Annotated in this window: 20 protein-coding genes; 13 read left to right on the top strand and 7 right to left on the bottom strand. The window is 69.9% G+C overall.

Annotated elements, in window-relative coordinates; genetic code table 11:
* Positions 1-166 precede the first annotated feature (166 nt).
* The 6 genes from ACZ69M_RS15935 to ACZ69M_RS15960 all read left to right on the top strand — a co-directional run bounded on the left by ACZ69M_RS15935 (position 167) and on the right by ACZ69M_RS15960 (position 6,382).
* Complete coding sequence (locus ACZ69M_RS15935) at positions 167-1,516, top strand: polysaccharide deacetylase family protein (RefSeq protein ID WP_470050283.1); 1,350 nt, start codon at positions 167-169, stop codon at positions 1,514-1,516.
* A 66-nt stretch (positions 1,517-1,582) separates the two neighbouring features.
* Positions 1,583-2,206, top strand: coding sequence for a TlpA family protein disulfide reductase (locus tag ACZ69M_RS15940; protein ID WP_470050285.1), 624 nt, complete (start codon positions 1,583-1,585; stop codon positions 2,204-2,206).
* A complete protein-coding gene (locus ACZ69M_RS15945; protein WP_470050287.1) occupies positions 2,203-2,985 on the top strand; it encodes a cytochrome c biogenesis CcdA family protein in 783 nt (260 codons plus the stop codon). Before ACZ69M_RS15940 ends, ACZ69M_RS15945 begins: the two co-directional genes overlap by 4 nt.
* Positions 2,986-2,988: 3 nt before the next feature.
* The gene (gene resB / locus ACZ69M_RS15950; RefSeq protein ID WP_470050289.1) at positions 2,989-4,812 is read left to right on the top strand and encodes a cytochrome c biogenesis protein ResB; all 1,824 of its coding nucleotides are present in this window, start codon (positions 2,989-2,991) and stop codon (positions 4,810-4,812) included.
* Positions 4,809-5,921 carry a c-type cytochrome biogenesis protein CcsB gene (gene ccsB / locus ACZ69M_RS15955; protein WP_352046312.1) on the top strand — a complete coding sequence of 371 codons (1,113 nt, stop codon included), beginning with the start codon at positions 4,809-4,811 and terminating at the stop codon, positions 5,919-5,921. Before resB ends, ccsB begins: the two co-directional genes overlap by 4 nt.
* A gap of 50 nt (positions 5,922-5,971) precedes the next feature.
* A complete protein-coding gene (locus ACZ69M_RS15960) occupies positions 5,972-6,382 on the top strand; it encodes an SRPBCC domain-containing protein (RefSeq protein WP_470050291.1) in 411 nt (136 codons plus the stop codon).
* A gap of 101 nt (positions 6,383-6,483) precedes the next feature.
* Here the strand turns inward: ACZ69M_RS15960 and ACZ69M_RS15965 are convergent, their stop codons facing one another.
* From ACZ69M_RS15965 to ACZ69M_RS15990, 6 genes are all read right to left on the bottom strand, one after another.
* Positions 6,484-8,028 carry an ABC transporter substrate-binding protein gene (locus ACZ69M_RS15965; protein WP_470050296.1) on the bottom strand — a complete coding sequence of 515 codons (1,545 nt, stop codon included), beginning with the start codon at positions 8,026-8,028 and terminating at the stop codon, positions 6,484-6,486.
* Complete coding sequence (locus ACZ69M_RS15970; RefSeq protein ID WP_470050298.1) at positions 8,028-10,136, bottom strand: hypothetical protein; 2,109 nt, start codon at positions 10,134-10,136, stop codon at positions 8,028-8,030. Before ACZ69M_RS15970 ends, ACZ69M_RS15965 begins: the two co-directional genes overlap by 1 nt.
* Positions 10,137-10,278: 142 nt before the next feature.
* The gene (locus ACZ69M_RS15975) at positions 10,279-11,256 is read right to left on the bottom strand and encodes an isopenicillin N synthase family dioxygenase (protein ID WP_470050300.1); all 978 of its coding nucleotides are present in this window, start codon (positions 11,254-11,256) and stop codon (positions 10,279-10,281) included.
* Positions 11,237-11,695, bottom strand: coding sequence for a nucleoside deaminase (locus ACZ69M_RS15980; protein WP_470050302.1), 459 nt, complete (start codon positions 11,693-11,695; stop codon positions 11,237-11,239). The genes ACZ69M_RS15975 and ACZ69M_RS15980 overlap by 20 nt, the downstream gene beginning before the upstream one ends.
* A 101-nt stretch (positions 11,696-11,796) precedes the next feature.
* A complete protein-coding gene (locus tag ACZ69M_RS15985; protein WP_470050304.1) occupies positions 11,797-11,946 on the bottom strand; it encodes a hypothetical protein in 150 nt (49 codons plus the stop codon).
* A complete protein-coding gene (locus tag ACZ69M_RS15990) occupies positions 11,943-12,959 on the bottom strand; it encodes a quinone oxidoreductase family protein (protein WP_470050306.1) in 1,017 nt (338 codons plus the stop codon). Before ACZ69M_RS15990 ends, ACZ69M_RS15985 begins: the two co-directional genes overlap by 4 nt.
* A gap of 117 nt (positions 12,960-13,076) precedes the next feature.
* Here ACZ69M_RS15990 and ACZ69M_RS15995 point away from each other — a divergent pair, with 117 nt between their 5' ends.
* Entirely contained in the window at positions 13,077-13,412 is a 336-nt protein-coding gene (locus ACZ69M_RS15995) for an ArsR/SmtB family transcription factor (RefSeq protein ID WP_470050308.1), read from the top strand.
* 43 nt (positions 13,413-13,455) lie between these two features.
* Positions 13,456-14,058, top strand: a complete 603-nt coding sequence (locus ACZ69M_RS16000; RefSeq protein WP_470050310.1) for a hypothetical protein — start codon at positions 13,456-13,458, stop codon at positions 14,056-14,058.
* A 73-nt stretch (positions 14,059-14,131) separates the two neighbouring features.
* Here ACZ69M_RS16000 and ACZ69M_RS16005 read toward each other — a convergent pair whose 3' ends face one another.
* On the bottom strand, positions 14,132-14,539 hold the full coding sequence (locus tag ACZ69M_RS16005) for a PLD nuclease N-terminal domain-containing protein (protein ID WP_470050312.1): 408 nt from the start codon (positions 14,537-14,539) through the stop codon (positions 14,132-14,134).
* Positions 14,540-14,976: 437 nt separating this feature from the next.
* Between ACZ69M_RS16005 and ACZ69M_RS16010 the strand changes: the two genes are divergently transcribed.
* The 5 genes from ACZ69M_RS16010 to mqnE all read left to right on the top strand — a co-directional run bounded on the left by ACZ69M_RS16010 (position 14,977) and on the right by mqnE (position 19,833).
* A complete protein-coding gene (locus tag ACZ69M_RS16010) occupies positions 14,977-16,434 on the top strand; it encodes a menaquinone biosynthesis decarboxylase (protein ID WP_168494463.1) in 1,458 nt (485 codons plus the stop codon).
* Positions 16,435-16,465: 31 nt separating this feature from the next.
* Positions 16,466-17,371, top strand: coding sequence for a menaquinone biosynthesis prenyltransferase MqnP (mqnP, locus tag ACZ69M_RS16015; RefSeq protein WP_470050314.1), 906 nt, complete (start codon positions 16,466-16,468; stop codon positions 17,369-17,371).
* A gap of 31 nt (positions 17,372-17,402) precedes the next feature.
* Positions 17,403-18,077: a UbiX family flavin prenyltransferase gene (locus tag ACZ69M_RS16020; RefSeq protein WP_054232129.1), complete on the top strand. Its 675-nt coding sequence runs from the start codon at positions 17,403-17,405 to the stop codon at positions 18,075-18,077.
* Positions 18,078-18,172: 95 nt separating this feature from the next.
* Complete coding sequence (locus ACZ69M_RS16025) at positions 18,173-18,628, top strand: Lrp/AsnC family transcriptional regulator (protein ID WP_352046325.1); 456 nt, start codon at positions 18,173-18,175, stop codon at positions 18,626-18,628.
* 41 nt (positions 18,629-18,669) lie between these two features.
* The gene (gene mqnE, locus ACZ69M_RS16030) at positions 18,670-19,833 is read left to right on the top strand and encodes an aminofutalosine synthase MqnE (protein ID WP_054232131.1); all 1,164 of its coding nucleotides are present in this window, start codon (positions 18,670-18,672) and stop codon (positions 19,831-19,833) included.
* Positions 19,834-19,978 lie beyond the last annotated feature (145 nt).

Below are 19,978 nucleotides of genomic sequence, written 5' to 3' on the forward strand. Positions count from 1 at the left end.
TTCCCGTACATGTTGGCGCAATGTGTTCGTATGTGTCGCTACCCGAACTGTTCTTCGTAAAATACGATCAACGTTGCGCGTTCGAAGGAACCTATCCACTTGTCGTGCCCTCTCATTGTGTGTCAGCTGGGAGCCAGCTGAGAGGGCGCGATGAGATGGGGACCGAATGCGGGACATCAGCCGGAGGGGAATGATCGGCCTCGGGGCGGGTGCCGCGGCGGCGATGGGACTCGCGGCGTGCGGCACCGACCAACAGGACGGTCATGGCGGGGGCGGTGGTTCCCGGTCGGGCAAGCCCGGTCCGTCCGGCAAGCCCGGCGCCAGTGCGCACCCCGCCCGCCTGATAGGCGACGGCTCCACCTCCTTCACGGGCAAGCAGCCGAAGCAGCCCGCGAAGCCGGTTCCTCTGGAGCCCGGCCAGACCCCTCCGCAGTTCGTGGTCTTCTCCTGGGACGGCGCGGGTGAGGTCGGGACCGGTCTCTTCTCCCGCTTCCTGCAACTCGCCCGCGAGCACGAGGCGCACATGACGTTCTTCCTCTCCGGGCTGTACCTCCTGCCCGAGTCGAAGAAGCGCAAGTACCTGCCGCCGAACAACCCCCGGGGCGCCTCCGACATCGGCTATCTCTCCGACGACCACGTCAAGTCGACGCTCGGGCTCGTCCGGCAGGCCTGGCTCGACGGCCACGAGATAGGCACGCACTTCAACGGCCACTTCTGCTCCGGCCACGGCACCGTCGGGAACTGGACGCCGGCGCAGTGGCGCAGCGAGATCGACCAGGCCAAGTCCTTCGTCAAGGAGTGGCGGACCAACACGGGCTGGACCGATCTGCCCCCGCTGCCCTTCGACTACGAGAAGGAACTCGTCGGCGCGCGCACCCCCTGTCTGCTCGGCCAGGACAACCTGCTGCCCACCGCCAAGGAGCTCGGCTGGCGCTACGACGCCTCCTCGCCCGGCGGCCGCCAGGTCTGGCCGCAGAAGCGGCACGGACTGTGGGACCTGCCCCTCCAGGCGATCCCCTTCCCGGGGCGCAGCTTCGAAGTGCTGTCCATGGACTACAACATGCTGGCCAACCAGTCGATCAACTCGACGAAGGCGCCCGCGCACAACTACCCGGCGTGGCGGCAGCAGGCGGGCGAGGCGTACGTCGCCGGATTCCGGCGGGCCTACGAGAGCAACCGGGCGCCCTTCTTCATCGGCAACCACTTCGAGCACTGGAACGGCGGCATATACATGGACGCCGTCGAGCACGCCTTCAAGCAGATCGCCCGGGAGAAGGAGAAGGGCGAGGACGTCCGCCTCGTCTCCTTCCGGCAGTACGTGGACTGGATGGACGTACAGAAGCCCGAGATCCTCGCCAAGCTGCGGACGTTGGACGTGGGACAGCGGCCCGCGGGTGGCTGGAAGACGTTCCTCGGTGACACCGGCAAGAGCACCGGTACGAGTTCGGGCACCGGAACGGGCACGGGTACGGGTTCCGGGACGGCCCCTTCCAAGGGGTCCGGGAACGCCGCCTGAAATGGTGTTTTCCGCCCGCGAGGGGGGTGCGGAAGATCCTCGAAACGGGCATGCGAAACTTTTCACATGAGTGCCGCCTGCCGCGCCGAACAGCGCTCGAACCGCACCCGTAGCCGCGCCGCCCTGCTCACCACCGGGGCCGCCGTCGCCGCGCTTGTCCTGTCCGCGTGCGGTTCGGGCGGGACGTCCGGGGGCTCGGGCAACAGCAACTTCGTGGCGGGCAAGGACGGCATCTCGACCGTCGCCAAGGGCTCCCGGGCCGAGGCCCCGGACCTCTCCGGTCCGACCGTGGACGGCAAGCAGCTCGACGTCAAGGACTACAAGGGCAAGATCGTCGTCGTGAACGTGTGGGGCTCCTGGTGCCCGCCGTGCCGTGCCGAGGCGCCGAACTTCGTCAAGGTCGCCAAGGACACCGCGGCGAAGGGCGTGCAGTTCGTCGGCATCAACACCCGTGACGCCAACATCAGTCTGGCCCAGGCGTTCGAGAAGCAGCAGGGCGTCACCTACCCCAGCCTCTACGACCCGACGAGCAAGCTGCTGCTCCGCTTCAAGAAGGGCACGCTGAACCTGCAGACGATCCCCTCCACGATCATCATCGACCGGGACGGGAAGATCGCGGCCCGTACGCTGCAGGCGCTCAGCGAGGACAAGCTCCGCGAGATGCTCGACCCCGTTCTCGCGGAGAAGTGACCGACGTGTCCCTTCTCGCCGCGTCCACGAGCCTCGCCGCGTCGTCCGACACCGTCGTCAGCGGTGCCCTGGTGCTCGCCCTGCCGATCGCCGTCCTCGGCGGGCTCGTCTCCTTCTTCTCGCCGTGCGTGCTGCCGCTCGTCCCCGGCTATCTGTCGTACGTGACCGGTGTCACCGGCACGGATCTGGCGGAGGCCAGACGGGGGCGGATGGTCGCGGGCGCCAGCCTGTTCGTGGTGGGCTTCACCGCCGTGTTCGTCTCCGGCGGGGCGCTGTTCGGCTACTTCGGGTCGACCCTCCAGGAGTACCAGAGCACGCTCAGCAAGATCCTCGGCGTGCTGATGATCGCGATGGGCGTGTTCTTCATGGGGATGATGCCCTGGCTCACGCAGCGCGAGTTCCGCTTCCACAAGCGGCCGGTGACCGGCCTGGTGGGCGCTCCGATACTCGGTGCGCTCTTCGGTATCGGCTGGACGCCCTGTCTGGGACCGACGCTCTCCTCCATCAATTTTCTTTCCATGAACCAGGCGAGCGCGGGCCGCGGCGCCATACTGACCGTCGCGTACTGCGTCGGTCTGGGAGTGCCCTTCGTCCTCGCCGCCGTCGCCTTCCGCAAGGCGCTCGGCGCCTTCGCCTGGGTCAAGCGGCACTACGCATGGGTGATGCGGATCGGCGGCGGCATGATGATCGTGACCGGCCTGCTCCTGCTCACCGGCGCCTGGGACAGCATCGTGCAGCAGATGCAGACCTGGTCCAACGGCTTCACGGTAGGGATCTGATCGATGAGCACGACCGACACCGACCCGGGCACGGGCAGGACCAAGGACCCGGCGACCGCCAAGCGGCACATCGGGGTGAGCGCCGACGGCGAACTCGGCGAAGCCGGATCCCAGCTGTCCACCGCGCCGGTCGACACGGCCGTACCCGGTTCCTTCGGCGGGTCCCGCGCACCCGGCGCCCTGGGCTGGCTGACCTGGACCGGCCGTGAGGTCGTCGGCTGGGCCCGCTGGTTCTGGCGGCAGCTGACGTCGATGCGGGTCGCCCTGATCCTGCTCTTCCTGCTGTCGCTCGGGGCGATCCCCGGTTCGCTGATCCCGCAGTCCGGGACCGACGCCCAGAAGGTGGCGGACTTCAAGGACGCGCACAGCATCCTCGGGTCCGTCTACGACAAGCTCGGGCTGTTCCACGTCTACAGCTCGGTGTGGTTCTCCGCGATCTACATCCTGCTCTTCGTCTCGCTCATCGGCTGCATCATCCCGCGCACCTGGCAGTTCGTCGGGCAGCTGCGCGGCCGCCCGCCGGGCGCCCCCAAGCGGCTGAACCGGCTGCCCGCGTACGCGACCTGGCGCACCGGGGCCGAGCCCGAGCAGGTCCGCGAGGCCGCCCTCAAGATCCTCAAGCAGCGACGCTTCAGGGCGCACATCGAGAAGGACGCCGTCGCCGCCGAGAAGGGCTACCTCCGCGAGACCGGCAACCTGCTCTTCCACATCGCGCTGATCGTGATGCTGGTCGCCTTCGCCTGGGGCCAGCTCTTCAAGTCCGAGGGCAACAAGCTGATCGTCGAGGGCGACGGCTTCTCCAACACGATCTCGCAGTACGACGACTTCAAGTCCGGCAACCTCTTCAGCACCGACGACCTCACGCCGTTCAGCTTCAACCTCAAGAAGTTCACGGGCACCTACGAGCGCACCGGCCCCAACAAGGGCACCCCCCGCACGTACCAGGCGGACCTCACGTACAGCGTCGGTGCGTACGGCAAGGAGAAGAAGACCACCGTCAAGGTCAACGAGCCGCTGAAGATCGGCGACTCGAAGGTCTATCTCACCGCCCACGGCTACGCGCCCGTCGTCACCGTCCGGGATGGCAAGGGCAACGTCGTCTACCACGACGCCGTGCCGATGCTGCCGCTCGACCCGAACGTCACCTCGCAGGGCGCGATCAAGGTGATGGACGGCTACAAGAACGCGCAGGGGACGACCGAACAGCTCGGTTTCTCCGCGGTCTTCGTGCCGACCTTCGCGGGTGCGGGCAAGGGCACGATGTTCTCGCAGTTCCCGGCGCTCGACTTCCCTGTGCTCAACCTGACCGGATACCACGGCAGTCTGGGCGTCGACGCGGGCATCCCGCAGAACGTGTACCAGCTCGAGCTTTCGAAGATGAAGCAGTTCAAGGACGCCAAGGGCAACATCGTCAAGGCGCGCCTGCTGCCCGGCGAGACGATGAAACTGCCCAACGGCGCCGGCTCCATCACCTTCGACAAGGGCATCAAGGAGTGGGCGAACTTCCAGGTCACCCAGCAGCCCGGCAGTGACTGGGCGCTGGTCGGTGCCTTCACCGCGATCTTCGGTCTCGCCGGTTCGCTCTTCATCCAGCGCCGCCGCGTGTGGGTGCGGGCGTCCACCGGGGCCGACGGCGTCACCATCGTCGAGATGGCGGGCCTCGGCCGCAGCGAGTCCGCGAAGCTCCCCGAAGAACTCGGCGACCTGGCCGCGCTCGTCCACGAACAGGCGCCCACCAAGCCCGACACAGACGAAGCCGCGGTCGCAGTCGAAACCGACCCCGACGCCGAACCCTCCGTACCTGCCGCCGAAGGGGCTGAGAAGTGACTCTCGCCACCGCAACCGACCTGGGTGCCGTGACCGATCTGGCCACGGCCACCAACGAACACCTCGCCAACATCAGCAACACGCTGATCTACTCCGCGATGGCCGTCTACACCCTGGCCTTCTTCGCGTACATCGCCGAATGGATCTTCGGCAGCCGCAGCAAGGTCGCCCGTACGGCTGCCGCGCTCACCAGCACCGAGAAGGCGAAGGCCCCGGCGGTCACCGTGCAGTCGGCGGGCGGCACGGCCGTCCTGGAGCGGCCGAAGGTCGTCACCCGTTCGGCGGCGGGGGCGCGTGACGTGCCCGACGGGCCCGGCGCGCACGGCGGGGACGAGCAGGGCGACCTCTACGGCCGGATCGCGGTGTCCCTCACCGTGCTCGCCTGGGCCGTCGAGGCGGCCGGCGTCCTCGCCCGCGCCCTGTCGGTGCAGCGGGCGCCGTGGGGCAACATGTACGAGTTCAGCGTCACCTTCTCCACGGTCGCCGTCACCGTGTACCTGGTGATGCTCGCGCTGAAGAAGAACATCCGCTGGCTGGGCCTGCCCCTGGTCACCACGGTCCTCCTCGACCTCGGCCTCGCCGTCACGGTCCTGTACACCGCGAGCGACCAGCTGGTGCCCGCGCTCCACTCGTACTGGCTGTACATCCACGTCTCGACCGCGATCCTCTGCGGCGCCATCTTCTACGTGGGCGCGGTCGGCACCCTGATGTACCTCTTCAAGGACTCGTACGAGAACAAGCTCGCCACCGGCGGCCGGCCGGGCCGTTTCGCCACCTCCGTCATGGAGCGGCTGCCCTCCTCGGCCTCCCTCGACAAGTTCTCCTACCGCGTCAACGCCGCCGTCTTCCCGCTGTGGACCTTCACGATCATCGCGGGCGCCATCTGGGCGGGCGACGCGTGGGGCCGCTACTGGGGCTGGGACCCGAAGGAGACCTGGGCGTTCATCACCTGGGTCGCCTACGCCTGCTACCTCCACGCCCGCGCCACGGCCGGCTGGAAGGGCCGCAAGGCCGCATACATCGCCCTGATCGCCTTCGCCTGCTTCCTCTTCAACTACTACGGAGTCAACATCTTCGTCTCCGGCAAGCACTCCTACGCGGGCGTCTAGCCCGCGGCGCAACACGTGCGGAACCTCCCGCCTCGGGCCACGCTGGTGTCATGACCGGAGTGACCCGAGCCATCGAAGAGGGCGCCACCGAGACCCGGGAGGACGGCACCCGCGTCCTGCACTACCTGCTGCGTTTTCCCCAGCCTGTGGAGAACGTCTGGAAGGCGGTGGCCACGTCCGAGGGCCTGCGGACGTGGCTGGCCGAGGCCGAGGTCTTCGAGCCGCGACTGGGCGGCGCGGTCACGCTGCGCGGGCTGGGCAGCGGTCGTATCACGGCGTGGGACGTCGAGCGGATCGTCGAGTACACGGTCGAAGGACGGGGCCGCATCCGCTTCCACCTGGAACCGGACCGCCCGTCAGGCACGACGATCCGCTTCACCCACGAGTCCCCGAGGGACGAGGACCCGGGCTGGCGAGAGCGCTTCGAGCACCTGTCGGCCTACGTCGAGGGCACCCCCTAGGGGCGCGGGGCTGTGACATTGTGCGGCTCCGCCGCGTGGGCGCGACCAGCCACACACGACCCGCACGCACCAAGTCACCGTGTCCCCAACGGCGCCCCCTCTCAAGCCGGCGGCAGACACTCCGTGGAGGGCGGCTTCCCCTCGGGCCACGCGATCTTCACGAAGCGAGCCCGTGACTCGGGCGTCAGCTGCACGATCGGCACCGCCTTGTCGTACGGATTGCCGTGGGCGTCCAGACAGATCCACCCGCTCGCCCCGTTCACCCGCAGCTCCTTGCCCTTGACCTGCGGCCACTGGAGCCCGACATCCGCGAGGGCCGGGATCTTCCCGGTCGGCGACGCCCCGCGGATGCCGCGCACGGCGAGCCGCATGGCGTCGTACGCGATGATCAGCTGGCCGTCGTCGAGGGCGATCGGCCCGAGGGGCCCGACCGGCTCCTTCCCGGCACTCCCCAGAAGCGACTGCAGCACCTTCGCGTCGGCCACGCTGCCGCCCGTCTTCGCGGCGTCCTTCAGCCAGGCGTCCTGGTGGGCCAGGGACGTGTAGCGGACGGTCAGCAGCGGGTCCTTGAGGGCGGCCGGGTCGAGGTCCTTGTCCCCGGCGAGATAGGAGCCCTCGTCGCCGGTGAGCACGGTGAACCGGCGGTCGTGGCAGCCGCGCTGGCCCAGCATGTTGATGAACTGCCGCAGTTGGGTGTGCCGCCCCGCGAACAGGATGGTGTTCGTGGTGGTCGGCGTGTTGCAGAGGATGTTGGTGATCTGCATGAAGACGTTGGAGGTGCTGCCCTCCTTGCTGCGGTCGGCGGGCGGCGTGAACGGCTGGGCCTCGTAGCGCGAGCCCTTGAGCATCTTCTCGAAGGAGGCCTGGAGCGTGCGCGTGTACGGGTCCCCGGTGCGGTCGTAGACGAGGAAGGCGTTGGCCGCGGAGACCTTGGCGAAGGAGGCGAGGGCGCGGGCCTCGTCGGTGTTGGTGGGGGAGACCCGCGCGAGCCCGGGGAACGGGTCCTTGCCGTTCTGCCCGTTGGCCAGGTCGTCGGCGGTGATCGAACTCCCTATCACCGGGATGCCCCGGCTGGTCAGCTCCTTGACGGCCTTCTTGTTGTTGTCGGTGCTCAGGCCGACCCCGGTCACCGCGCGCAGCCGGTCGGAGCCTCCCGTCATGCCCGCCAGCTGGTCGACCGTGTGCTGCCAGTAGGTGCCGGTGGAGCCGGGGTTGGCCAGCACCAGGCGGATCTTCGGCTTCAGGTCGGTGGTGTCGTGGTTGGCCTGGTACTGGGCCAGATAGGCGCCCTGGAGCTCGTGCAGCACATCCCCCAGGTTGTCGGCGTCGGTGGCGGTGAAGGGTTCGAGGAGCGCGACGGTGACGTAACTGCCGGGCGCGAGGCGGGCGTTCTCGCGGTGGATGGCCCGTACGGTGTCGGCGAACTGCGCACGCCCGAAGGCGTACGTCGTCCACGAGACGCCGACGCACTCGTCGCTGCCCTTCGGCTGGACGACGCCGGGCGCGCAGGAGCGATTCTCCTTGGTGGCGGTCATACCGCCCCAGACGCCGAGGCCCGCGAGCACCGCCGCGAGGGTCAGCGCGACATACCTGCGGAAACGAATCTCCCAGACGTCCTCGCGCAGCCAGGTCCACAAGCGCGCCATCACAGGTCCCCGTTCGCGTTGTCGTCGTCGTCACCAGGGATGCGCAGGGGGCGGCCGGCGAGCGCGTCGGACGGCCACTCCCGCGAGGCCCGCCACAGCAGTGGGTTGCCCGCCGGCCGCAGGTTCGACAGCTGCTCCAGCTCGAAACGGAGCCGGTCGGACACCTTCGGGTCCGGCAGCACCAGCGGATCGGTGAGCTGCCAGACCGCGTGCAGCAGCCGTCGTACCCGCAGATGCAGTACGGCGTCCACGCTGTCGGGCGGCTGCTGGGCGGCATCGGTGCGGCCGAGCGCGACGGCCGCCCGGTCGTCGTGAGCGCCGTGGCCGCCGAAGTCGCGGCCGTCCGGGTCGTGTGCGTGGTAGTAGGGCGCGGACGCGATGAAGACGAGCGAGGACAGCCAGGACCCGGTGTCGGCGCGCGGGAAGGTGTCACGCAGGTGCGCCACCGCGAAGTCGGCCTTGCCGAGCGCGAGTTCGTGGTGCAGCCGGTAGCGCGCGCTGTCCGGCCGGCCCCCGTCGCCGTAGTGGTCGATGAGGGTGCGGTGCACGGACCGCCAGCGTGTGTGGTCGGGGTCGTCGTGGTGCAGCCGCAGCAGGAGCAGCGCGCGCAGGAACGGATCGCCCACGAACTGCCCGGCGGCGCTGGGCCGGCCCTCCTCGGCGAGCCGCTCCTCCAGTGCGAGGACCCCCGACGCGCCGAAGTCGTCGGAGAGCTGGACCTCCGCGAGTGCGCAGGCCGAGTCGCGGTCGTGGGCCGCGGCGAGCACGGTCAGCTCGTCGAGCCGGCCACCGGGTACGAGGCGGTCGAGCAGCTCCTGATAGGTGGGCCGGCCGTCGTTGTCCTCGTGGACGGCGACGTCGGAGGTGAGCAACTCGCCCAGGGACTGGGCTCCTTGGGGGAGGTTCTGGCGGGCGGACTCCGCGAGGAGGGTGACGCCGAGCGGGCTGCCGCCGGACAGCCGGTGGGTGGCGTGCGGGAGTTGAGGGGGGACGGCGAGGCCCTGCGAGACGCCGCCCACGAGGTGCAGGGTGTCGTCAGGGGTCAGCGGCGGCAGCGCGACGAGCAGCGCCCGCGAGGACGGCGAGGTGCCCGGCTCCCAGCCGGCGTGCCGGGCGACCTCGGGGAGGGTGCGGTGGCTCGCGTTGCGCAGGGCTCCATGGGTGTATCCGCGCAGGGCGGCGAAGAAGACGACGTGGTCGGCGATGCCGTCGGCGCGGTCGCGCAGCACCGGTTCCAGCAGGCCGAGGCCCGCCCGTTCCTGCACGTTGTCGATCAGCACGACCGGGCGGCCCAGCCGGTGCGAGCGCTGCATGACCCCCGCGTACGCGTCGTCGAGGTCGGCCAGCAGGGCCCGTACGAGATAGCGCTCGGCGTGGGTGCGGGAGTCGCCGCCCGCCCGGAAGTGCGAGGAGAGCAGGATCAGGCCGAGCTTGGGATTGCCGCCCGCGTTCGGATAGTCGCGGTACCAGGTGGCGGCTCTGCGCAGCCGGCGGGGAGCGGGGCCGATCCCCTCGGCGAACGCCTCCAGGGTGGCTTCGATGATCGGCGCTATCACGGGACCCGTACCGCTGAGCGAGGCGATGAGCTTGGAGACGACCTTGCTCACCCAGCGGCCCGCGAACCCCGAGAGCCATGAGCCGGTCTCGTTCAGCAGCAGGATCCGCTCCGCCTCCTGCCGGATGCGGGGCACGTCACGGTCGCTCCAGCCGCCCGCCGCCACGGCCAGCAGTCCGGACGTCAGGCGTGGAAAGCCGATCCGTCCGGCGCCCGTGACCGGCTCCGCGAGCTGCTCGGCGATGGTGGTGAGCGCCTGTCCCACCGGCGACCAGGACTCCGCGGGCCGCTCGGCGGGCGGCCCGGCGAACTGCCGTTCCTCGCCGTCGATCAGCGCGACCGGTGTGTGCCCGCGGTACGCGTCGCGCAGCTCCCGCAGTACGGCGCTCTTGCCGAGCCCCCGCCCGCCCGCGAACACCACGAAGGGCAGTTCCTTCGGGTGTTCGTACGGGTTCGCGCGCAGCTGGTACGGGCGCAGGCCGACGAGCCGTGATGCAAGACCGGGCGGATCGGTGTCGAACAACGCTCCGCGTCCGTGCAGCCCTCTGTGCACCGCATCTCCCCCTGGCGCGGTCCGGTCCTGCTCTGTGCTGCTGTGAGGTCTATCAACACCAGTGTAAAAAGGGGGAGTTGATTCGGACTAGGGCATGGGATGTCCGTTTGGTTACGAAAGTTGTTCGCGCCTTTTTGCCCGGCTATCCCACGGTGATCGAATCCAGCTTTTCGCGCAGATAAACATGGGAGTCGACGGGCGGGTACGCGACGCGGCCCACCGGCGCGGGGACCGACTCCACCACCGTCCCCGGCGTGCACTCGCCGAAGTAGACCAGCGACATCAGCTCCTCGGCCGGCGTGTCGGCGGGCGGAGGCAGCACACGGTGCCGGCCCGAGCGCCACCGGTCACCCGTCCAGCGGGCCATCAGGTCACCGATGTTGATCGTGAACGCCGCCGGGTCGAAGGGCGCGTCCTCCCAGCCGCCCTCGTCGGTGAAGACCTGGAGTCCGCCCTTTCCGGCCTGCCGGTCCAGGATCGTCACCGTCCCGAAATCCGTGTGCGGACCGATGCGGAACTGGCCGGGTTCGGGCTCGCCGACGACTTCCGTGCCGGGATACCAGTTGATGTTGAAGCCGTACGTGGGATGGCCCATGTGCCGGGCGAAGAAGTCCGGCTCCAGGCCGAGCGCCTCGCCGAGGAGGGCGAGGAGGTGGTTCTCCAGTTCACCCATGCGCGCCAGGTACTCCTCGCAGAGTTTCTGGAGTTCCGGGGCCTCGGCGGGCCAGATGTTCGGCGCGTACCACTCCGCGTTGGTCGCCGGGTCCTCGAAGGGCTCGTGCGTCGCGAAGGTCAGCGACTCCTTGAGGTCGGGGGGCGTCTGCGTACCCTCCGAGTAGCCGTTGGCCTCGGCACCCGGGCCGAGCCAGCCGCGCCCGCCGACCTGGGCGGCGTACGGCTGCTTGGTTTCCGTGGGCAGGGTGAAGAAGGCGCGGGCGGCCTCGCGGATGCGGGTGCGCAGGGCCGGGTCCACGCCGTGGCCGGTGACGAGGAGGAAACCGGCGCTCTGGAGGGCCTCGTCGACGGTGCGGGCGATGCGGGTGCGGGTCTCGGGGTCGCCGGCCAGCCAGGGCCGCAGGTCGATGGTCGGGATGCGGGGCTCAGACACCGATGTCCTCATTCCACAGGGCCGGGTTCTTCTCGATGAAGTCGCGCATGAGGGCGGCGCACTCGGGGTCGTCCAGGAGCATGATCTCCACGCCGTGCTCGGCCAGCCAGTCGTGGCCGCCGTGGAAGGTCTCCGCCTCGCCCACCACGACCCGCGAGATGCCGAACTGGCGCACCAGGCCGGAGCAGTACCAGCACGGCGAAAGAGTCGTCACCATGGTCGTGCCGCGGTACGAACGCTGTCGTCCCGCGGCACGGAACGCCGAGGTCTCCGCGTGCATGGACGGGTCGCCGTCCTGGACCCGCCGGTTGCGACCGCGGCCCAGCAGCGTGCCGTCCGCGCCGTACAGCGCGGCGCCGATGGGGATGCCGCCCTCCGCCAGCCCGGCGCGGGCCTCCGCGACGGCGGTCGACAGCCACATCCGTGCCCGTACCTGATCAATGCGCTCCATGACCCCACTCTCCCGTCTCCTGTGGCCGGAACACGAGGGCAACGTGCGGAAAGCACCCTCCGGCGTGACCTGCCCCGATCGGATCCGGTCCGACCCGGCCGTCAGCAGGGGTGTGCGCGGGCCCGTGCGTACTGCCGGGCCGGCGCGCGGAAGGACTTCTTCGGCTCCCAGTGCCGGCCGCCGTGGCGGTCCTCGTGCGGGGCGCCGGGGGTGACGAAGGGGGAACGACAGCCCTGAGGAGTTGTCGTCACGCGATGGCGGTGTCCCCGGCCGTGCCGTTGGCGCGCAGCAACAGCTTGCCGGTGCTTGTCCGTGTTCCCATCAGCCGGTGTGCCTGCGCCGCGTCCGGCAGGGGGAACTCCGCCGTCACCGGCAGGGACACCACCCCGTCGACCACCGTGCGGAAGGCGCGTTCGGTGAGGGCGCGCAGGGCGGTCGGGGACGTCTGGGCCAGGGTGAGGATGGAGAAGCCGGAGACCGAGAGGGCCAGGGGGTAGAGGTCCGGCTGGCCCACCTGCCACGGCTGCGCCCCGCTCGCGTTGCCGAAGGAGACCAGGCGGCCGAAGGCCGCGAGGGAGTCGAGGCAGGCCCGGAGGGTTTCGCCGCCGACCGGGTCGAGGGCCAGGTCGACCCCGCGACCGTCCGTCGCCTCGCGCACCTCCTTGGCGAAGGAGGGGGCGGAGTCGGAGGAGGTGACGAAGACCTCGTCGTAACCGTGCTCCCGCGCGTACTCGGCCTTCGCCGCGCTCGACACCACCCCGTAGACCGCCCCGGCCCCCGCCGCGCTCGCCAACTGCCCCAGCACCGTGCCCACCCCGCCCGCCGCGCCCTGCACGAGCACCGTCTCGCCGGGCTGGAGCCGGCCCACGGTGTGGATCAGGGCGTACGCGGTGGGCAGCACGGTGGGGAGGGTCGCGCCGGTGCGCAGGTCCACGCCGGGCGGCAGCGGGAAGACGGTCACCGCGTCGGCGACGACGACGTCCGCGTACGCGCCGCCCTGCGTCAGGGCCGCCACCTCCTGCCCCACGGCGAGGCCGGTGACCCCCGCGCCGAGGGCCCGGACACGGCCCGAGGCCTCCAGGCCGGGGACGAAGGGCAGGGCGGGCACCCGGTAGCCCTCGGCCCGCGCCTTGAGGTCGGCGAAGTTCACGCCGGTGTACGCCACGTCGATGCTCACCTGCCCCGGACCCGGCGCGGGCACCTCCGCCTCGACGACCCTCAGTACCTCGGGACCGCCGTACTCCTGGATCTCGACCGCGCGCATGGCACACCTCTCACGAGAACTCGTCCGCTCGACTGTTCAATGAAAACCGAACACTCGGGAGTGTATGGTTTCCATCGAACACTCGGCAAGGTGTGAAAGATCTGAAGGGAGTCGGGCGTGGTGGAACGAGCGAGTCACCGGGCCGCCCCGGAGCACATCCATCCCGACGACGTTCCGGTCCAGACCGCCCTCGCCGCCCTCGCCGACCCCGTACGCGTCACCCTCGTGAGGGAGTTGGCCGACTCGGCGGAGTGGACGCGCAGTTGCGGCAGCTTCGACGTGCCCGTCGGCAAGGCGGCCCTCAGCCACCACTTCGCGGTGCTGCGCGGGGCGGGCCTGGTGGAGCAGCGCGACGAGGGCCCCAAGCGCGTCAACCGCCTGCGCCGCGAGGAGTTCGAGGCCCGCTTCCCCGGACTCCTCGACCTGGTTCTGCGCGAGGACCCGACGGACTGAACCGATTCGCCGCCTCCCGCGTCAAAGGGGCATGAAGAAGCGTGTGAGGGGTCGGACGGCCACCGGTGTCACCGTGACCGGTGCCGTCGTGCTGCTGGGGGCGCTGCTCCAGGGATCGAGCGCCGTCGCGCAGGCCGAGTCCGCGCACGCCGCGCCCGTCACCGCCACCTGCGTCGGCACGCGGCCGGCCGGGAGCCTTCCCGACCGCGGCGCCGAGGACTTCACCCCGCTGGACCGCACCCTGGCCCACGTCGGCAGGATGGGGGAGTCCGCCCGCTACGCCGCCGTCTACACGGGCATGTCGGTCGACGAGGAGGACCGGGCCACGGACGTGTACCGCATGCCGTCCGCCTCCTTCGACGCCGACCTCTGCGCCGCCGCCGAGAAGGGCGTCACGGTGCGGCTGCACGACACCGATGCCAACCGGACCGACCTGGAGGCCCTCGCCGACCGGATCGCCGAGGACATGAACCGCTGGAACGGCACCTTCGACCTGCGCGAAGTCGGCGTGGACGAGGCCGGGTTCGTGTTCGTGGGCGTCGACGACCCCACCACCGCCGCGCCCCTCGTCAAGAAGGCCTTCGGCGCACGGCACATCGAGGTGGGGTACGCCGAACAGGCCTCGCTGCTGAGCGCCACCGGCTGACCGCGAAGCCCACCAGGCAGGTGAGGTCGCCGAAGGACGCCCAGTGCCGGGGCACCCAGCCCGCGTACGGACGTCAGCTCTCGGACTCCTCACCGGCCTCGCGCCGGCGCAGTTCCTCCTCGCGGCGCCGCAGGTCGGCCTCCCAGTCCTTCAGGAGCGCCTCGTCCTTGACGCTCTTGGAGGGGGCGGGCTCCGCGCTGAGGGAGTTCAGGAACTCGGGGTTGTCGTCGGGGGCGACGTACTGCGGGTGCTGGTCGCGGTGCCACTCGGAGGGCGTGCCGCCTCGGGTCGGGCCCCGGCCGGCCCTGCCCGCCACGAGCCAGGCGATCGGTCCGACCAGTACCTCGCCGAAGAGCAGGATGATGATCACCCACACCACCTTGGGCAGGCTCTTGACCTCTTCCTCCGGGGTGTTCAGGCAGTCGATGAACGCGTAGATCCACAGCGCCAGGACCAGCAGGAACGGCAGATACCTGAGCATGGCGGAACGGTCCCCCAGTGGACGGCGGCGGGGCGGTGCGGGGCCCCGGTGACGCGCACAGGGTAGCGGCTGACTTCAACGGGGGATGAAACTTTCCCCGCCCCCACCGCCCCAGGGACTCCGCCGGCCCCGGAGCGGGGGCTTCGCCCCGATCCCCCCGTGCGCCCGGTGGTTCGTCGACCGCGGGCCGTGGGGGCTGGTCGCGCAGTTCCCCGCGCCCCTCAAGGGCGCTGGCGCGCATCTTTCAGCCCGTCCGGCGTTTGAGGACGAGGCCGTTCAGGCCGATAGGGGGTCTGGGGGCGTAGCCCCCGGTGGGGTGGAAGGGGCGGAGCCCCTGGGACGGGACGGGCAGGGGCGGCGGGGGCGAGAGGGGTGGTCCCGCCCGTGGCGGTGGGGCGCACGCAGGTGTCAGGGGGCCCTCAGCGATACTTGGACGCATGGCTTACGACGATCTTCGATCCCTGCTGAGGGCGCTGGAGCGCGAGGGCGACCTCAAGCGCATCAAGGCCGAGGTGGACCCGTATCTGGAGGTCGGGGAGATCGTCGACCGGGTGCAGAAGGCGGGTGGACCGGCGCTGCTCTTCGAGAACGTGCGCGGGTCCGCCATGCCGCTCGCCATGAACGTCTTCGGCACCGACCGACGGCTGCTGAAGGCCCTCGGCCTGAAGTCGTACGGCGAGATCAGCGAGAAGATCGGCGGCCTGCTCAGGCCCGAGCTGCCCCACGGCTTCGTCGGCGTACGCGAGGCCTTCGGCAAGCTCGGCGCGATGACCCACGTACCGCCGAAGAAGGTAAAGTCCGACAACGCGCCCGTGCAGGAGGTCGTGCTGCACGGTGAGGACGTCGACCTGGACGCCCTTCCCGCACTCTTCACCTGGCCCCAGGACGGCGGCTCCTTCTTCAACCTCGGGCTCACCCACACCAAGGACCCGGAGAGCGGAATCCGCAACCTCGGGCTCTACCGCCTCCAGCGCCACGACAAGCGCACCATCGGCATGCACTGGCAGATCCACAAGGACAGCCGCAACCACTACCAGGTGGCGGCGAGGAGGGGAGAGCGACTGCCGGTCGCGATCGCCTTCGGGTGCCCCCCCGCCGTGACCTACGCCTCCACCGCCCCCCTGCCCGGCGACATCGACGAGTACCTCTTCGCCGGGTTCATCCAGGGCAAGCGGATCGAGATGGTGGACTGCAAGACCGTGCCGCTCCAGGTGCCCGCGAACGCGGAGGTCGTGCTCGAAGGGTGGCTGGAGCCGGGGGAGATGCTCCCCGAGGGGCCCTTCGGCGACCACACCGGGTTCTACACGCCCCAGGAGCCCTTCCCGGCGCTGACCATCGACTGCGTCACCATGCGCAAGCGGCCGCTGCTCCAGTCGATCGTCGTGGGGCGGCCCCCGACGGAGGACGGCCCCCTCGGGCGGGCGACCGAGCGCTTCTTCCTTCCCCTGCTGAAGATCATCGTGCCGGACATCGTGGACTACCACCTCCCCGAGGCCGGCGGTTTCCACAACTGCGCGATCGTCGCGATCGACAAGAAGTACCCCAAGCACGCCCAGAAGGTGATGCACGCCGTCTGGGGGGCCCACATGATGTCCCTCACGAAGCTCATCGTGGTCGTGGACTCGGACTGCGACGTCCACGATCTGCACGAGGTCGCGTGGCGGGCCCTCGGCAACACCGACTACGCCCGCGACCTCACCGTCGTCGAAGGCCCCGTCGATCATCTCGACCACGCCTCCTACCAGCAGTTCTGGGGCGGCAAGGCGGGCATCGACGCGACGAGGAAGTGGCCCGAGGAGGGCTACACCCGGGACGGGGGATGGCCGGAAATGGTTCTCTCCGACCCGGAGACGGCGGCGACGGTCGACCGCCGTTGGAAGGAGTACGGCCTGTGAGGTCCATCAACAGCACGAGGGCGGCCGTCCGGTGACCAGCGCATCCGCCGCGCTCCCGCAGCAGCCGGGGCGCACCAAGGCCTTCCTCCGGCTCGTCATGATCGAGCACTCCGTCTTCGCGCTGCCCTTCGCCTACATCGCCGCGCTGACCGCGATGTTCGAGTGGGACAGCAACATCCACTGGGGCAGGCTGCTGCTCGTCACGATCGCGATGGTCGGGCTGCGCACGTTCGCGATGGCGGCGAACCGGATCATCGACCGCGAGATCGACGCCCGCAACCCGCGCACGGCCCACCGTGAGCTGGTCACCGGCGCGATGAGCGTGAAGCACGCGTGGACGGGCGCGCTGGTCGCGCTGGTCTTCTTCCTGGGCGCCGCGGCCCTCCTGAACCCCCTGTGCCTGGCCCTCGCCCCCATCGCGGTGATCCCGATGGTGGTGTACCCGTACGGCAAGCGGTTCACGAACTTCCCGCAGGCCATCCTGGGTCTGGCCCAGGCGATGGGCCCGATCGGCGGCTGGCTGGCGATCTCCGGCGAGTGGTCGTGGGACGCCGTCGTCCTGGGGCTCGCGGTCGGGATCTGGATCGGCGGCTTCGACCTGATCTACGCCTGCCAGGACGTCGACACGGACCGCGAGATCGGGGTCATGTCGGTACCGGCGCGCTTCGGTATCCCCGCCGCGATCTGGGGGGCGCGCGGCTGTCACGCCGTCACCACCGCGCTGTTCGCCTGGTACGCCGTCGCCACCGACGCGGGCGCGTTCTTCTGGCTGGGCCTGCTGATCGTCGCGGGCGCTTTCCTCTACGAGCACTCCATCGTGAAGCCGCACGACCTGTCCCGTCTGAACCGCGCGTTCTTCCAAGTCAACGGATTCATCGGCATCGCCCTGTTCGTGTGTGCCCTGCTCGATCTGCTGGTCCGCGGGCTCACGGTCTGAATCCCGACAGCCGCCGGATACCCTCGACATCATGAAGCCAGGACAGACGCAGCGCCGGCCTTGGATCGTGGGGGTGTCGGGTGCCTCCGGTACGCCCTACGCCGCCTCCGTGCTGCGGGCGCTCCTGGCGGCGGGGGAGAGCGTCGACCTGGTGGTCTCGCGCGCCTCCCGGCTCACGCTGCTCGACGAGACCGGCCTCCCCTTCCGGGACGCCCACTGGCAGGACGACCTGCGGGAATGGCTGGCGCGTGGCGCGGACGGCAAGCCCGGCACCTTCGACGTGCGCATCGAGGACGTACGGCACTGGAGCGCCGGTGACCTGGCGGCGGGGCCGTCCTCGGGCTCGTACCCCTCGAAGGGCATGCTGATCGTGCCGGCCTCGACGGCCTGTGTGGCCGGAGTCGCCCTGGGGCTGTCGAAGGATCTGCTGCAGCGCGCGGCGAGTGTGACCCTCAAGGAGGGGCGCAAGCTCGTCGTCGCCGTCCGCGAGACCCCGTTGAACGGACAGACGCTGCGCCATCTGGTCTCCCTGGACGACGCGGGCGCCACCGTGCTGCCCGCCTCGCCGGCGTTCTACGCGGGGGCCACCCACATCCAGGACCTGGTGGACTTCGTCGCCGGGCGGGTGCTGGACGCGGCGGGTGTCGAACACGGGTTGTACCGCCGGTGGGAGGGCGAACTCGGCGGCGGTTCCCGGGCGACCTGAGCGGCCACGGCCGAGCACCACTGAGCAACCGAGCACCACTGAGCAACATCGCACCACTCACGACTCACACACTTCAGCGGAAGGCTAGCGATCGCATGGACGCGGTGGACAGGCAGCTCATCCAGGCCCTGAGAGAGAACGGCCGGGCCTCCTACGCGGAGCTGGGGCGCCTCGTCGGTCTGTCGGGACCCAGCGTCACCGACCGCATCAACCGGCTGGAGGCGGCCGGGGTCATCACCGGTTACCGCGCCACCGTCGACTCCGCCTCGCTCGGTCTCGGCGTCACCGCCCTGATCGGCATCTCGCTCTCCGACGCCGCCGACCACGAGGACGTGGCCCGGCGGATGCGGGACCTCGGCGAGATCGAGGACTGCTGGTTCATCGCGGGCGACGACTCGTTCATGCTCAAGGTGCGGGCGAGTGATGTCGACGGGCTGGAGAAGACCATCCGACGGCTCTCGGGGACTAAGGGTGTCTCCCGGACCCGTACGACGATCGTGCTCTCCACGAAGTGGGAGAACCGGGTCGGAGAGCTGCCCGAAGAGAGCTAGGCGTACGGTTTACGAAGTCTGTCTTAGGAAGAGGTAGTGCCATGGACGTCGGGCTCAAGCGCGAGCTGGAGCAGAAGGTTCGAGCCGGTGAGCGGCTGACCCGCGAGGACGGCATCGCGCTGTACGAGTCGGACGACCTGGCCTGGCTGGGCGGGCTCGCCCACGAGGTGCGCACGCGCAAGAACGGCGACGTCGTCCACTTCAACGTCAACCGCCACCTCAACATGACGAACGTGTGCACCGCGTCCTGCGCGTACTGCTCGTTCCAGCGCAAGCCGGGCGAGAAGGACGCGTACACGATGCGCATCGAGGAGGCCGTCCGCCTCGCCAAGGCGATGGAGAACGACAACCTCACCGAGCTGCACATCGTCAACGGCCTGCACCCGAACCTGCCGTGGCGCTACTACCCGCGGTCGCTGAGCGAGCTGAAGAAGGCGCTCCCGAACGTCTCCCTGAAGGCCTTCACGGCGACGGAGATCCACCACTTCGAGACGATCTCCGGGCTGTCGGCGTCGGAGATCCTCGACGAGCTGATCGAGGCGGGCCTCGAGTCCCTCACCGGTGGCGGCGCGGAGATCTTCGACTGGGAGGTCCGCCAGCACATCGTGGACCACCGCACGCACTGGGAGGACTGGTCGCGCATCCACCGGCTCGCGCACGAGAAGGGTCTGAAGACCCCGTGCACGATGCTGTACGGACACATCGAGGAGCCCCGCCACCGCGTCGACCACGTCCTCAGGCTCCGCGAGCTCCAGGACGAGACCGGCGGCTTCCAGGTCTTCATCCCGCTGCGCTACCAGCACGACTTCGTGGACATGAAGGACGGCAAGGTCCGCAACCGGCTCCAGGCGCGCACCCAGATGGCGACCGGTGCCGAGGCCCTGAAGACCTTCGCGGTCTCCCGTCTCCTCTTCGACAACGTGCCGCACGTCAAGGTCTTCTGGGTGATGCACGGCGTGCAGACCGCGCAGCTCGCCCTCCAGCACGGTGCCGACGACATGGACGGCTCGGTCGTCGAGTACAAGATCACGCACGACGCGGACAACTACGGCACGCCGAACAAGCTGACCCGCGAGGACCTGCTCGACCTGATCCGCGACGCGGGCTTCCAGCCGGTCGAGCGCAACACCCGCTACGAGATCATCCGCGAGTACGACGGCCCGGACCCGGCGCGCCGCGAGTCGCCGCAGCCGATGCGCGTCTGACGCTCCGCGGTCCGGTCGTGCGCCCCTGACGGCCCCTGGGCCGGTTCCCTCCCCGCGGAGGGGGCCGGCCTTTCGCTTTGTGCGACGACTCCGCCGTCGTGTTCCGGAAGTTCAACCGGGCGTGGACGGGCGACATCCGCAGTTG

The organism is Streptomyces sp. NPDC107454, assembly GCF_055582885.1.